Annotated in this window: 3 protein-coding genes; all 3 read right to left on the reverse strand. The window is 67.2% G+C overall.

Translation table 11 applies throughout. The features are described 5' to 3' along the window. Positions 1–58 precede the first annotated feature (58 nt). Positions 59–1186 carry a succinyl-diaminopimelate desuccinylase gene (dapE, locus tag AC1VAN_RS22045; RefSeq protein ID WP_059063604.1) on the reverse strand — a complete coding sequence of 376 codons (1128 nt, stop codon included), beginning with the start codon at positions 1184–1186 and terminating at the stop codon, positions 59–61. Then, entirely contained in the window at positions 1183–1377 is a 195-nt protein-coding gene (locus AC1VAN_RS22050; protein ID WP_480986772.1) for a thioredoxin domain-containing protein, read from the reverse strand. Before AC1VAN_RS22050 ends, dapE begins: the two co-directional genes overlap by 4 nt. Positions 1378–1390: 13 nt before the next feature. Next, positions 1391–1757: DapH/DapD/GlmU-related protein (locus tag AC1VAN_RS22055; RefSeq protein WP_480986773.1), on the reverse strand; the 367-nt coding region annotated here is incomplete at its 5' end.

Raw genomic sequence — 1757 nt, forward strand, 5'->3', positions numbered from 1 at the left:
ACCCACGATCATCCGCACGCTCACCCCGGTRGCGCCGGGCCATGCCCGGCGACGCGGATCACACCAGCAACCGCTCCACCAGTCGCTGGTACAGCCCCGGCAGTGCTTCCAGCTCGTCCACGCGCACGTTCTCATCCACCTGGTGGATGCTGGCGTTGACCGGGCCGACTTCGATGCACTGCGCGCCCAGGGGTGCGATGAAGCGCGCATCGGAGGTGCCACCACCGGTGCTCTCTTCCGGTGCGCGACCGGTGTGCTCGGCCAGCACCGCGCGCGCCGCTGCGCGCAACGTACCTTCCGGGGTGTAGAACGGCTCGCCACTGCGGTGCCACTTCAGCGTGTACTGCAGGCCATGGCGGTCCAGCAGCGCGGTGATGTCCGCTTCCAGCTTCGCTGCATCCCAGTGCGGGTTGTAGCGGATGTTGAAATCCACCTCCAGCTCACCGGGAATCACGTTGTTGGCACCGGTGCCGGCATGGATGTTGGAGATCTGCAGGCTGGTCGACGGGAAGCTCTCATAGCCCTCGTCCCAGCGCCGTGCGCTCAGTTCGGCCAGCATGGGCGCGGCAAGATGAATCGGATTGCGCGCCTTGTCCGGGTAGGCCACGTGGCCCTGCACGCCTTGCACGCGCAGCTTGGCCGACAGGCTGCCGCGACGTCCCACGCGCAGCAGGTCACCAAGCGTGGCGGTGGAGGACGGCTCGCCGGTGATGCACCAGTCGATGCGCTGGCCACGCTCGGCGAACAGCCGCGCGACATGGCGCACACCATCGATCGCATCGCCTTCCTCATCGCTGGTCAGCAGCACCGCCAGCGTACCGGTGTGCTGCGGATGGGCCGCAACGAACTGTTCGGCAGCGATCACGAACGCGGCCACGCTGCCTTTCATGTCGGCGGTGCCGCGACCGTACAGCACGCCATCGCGGATCTGTGGCGCGAATGGATCGCTCTGCCACGCCTCGCGCGGGCCCGGCGGCACCACGTCGGTATGGCCCAGCAGGACCAGCACTGGCGCGCCGCTGCCGTGGGTGGCCCACAGGTTGTCGACCTCACCCAGCCGCAGGTGCTCACAGGTGAAACCGGCCGCCTGCAGACGTTCACCAATCAGCGCCTGGCAACCGGCATCGTCCGGAGTCACCGACGGCCGTGCAATCAGATCGCAGGCCAGGTCGAGGACGGCGCTCACGCGCCGCCCACGCCGAAGCGCGCCTTGAARCCGTTGTCGCTGAAACCCTGGCTSACCTTGCCGTCGGCRGTCACCACCAGCGGCCGCTTGATCAACTGCGGGTACTCGCGCAGCAGCAGCTTCCATTCCAGCCACTTGGTCGCCTTCTTGCAGGTATCGCAGTTCTTCAGACCATGGACGGTGGTGCTCATGCGTGCGGCCCCGTCAGTCGGCCAGGCCGCGCAGCAGGTCGTTGACGCTGGTCTTGCTGCGGGTGCGGGCATCGACCTGCTTGACGATCACCGCGCAGTACAGCGAGTGCGTACCGTCCTTGCTCGGCAGCGAGCCGGACACCACCACGCTGTACGGCGGAATGTAGCCGTAGCTGATTTCGCCGGTGGCGCGGTTGTAGATGCGGGTGCTCTGGCTGAGGAACACGCCCATGCCGATCACGCTGTGATGGCCGACGACCACGCCTTCCACCACTTCCGAACGCGCGCCGATGAAGCAATGGTCTTCGATGATGGTCGGGCTGGCCTGCAGCGGCTCGAGCACGCCACCGATGCCGGCACCACCGGACAGGTGGCAGTGC

Source organism: Stenotrophomonas sp. 05L44_2, assembly GCF_056665995.1.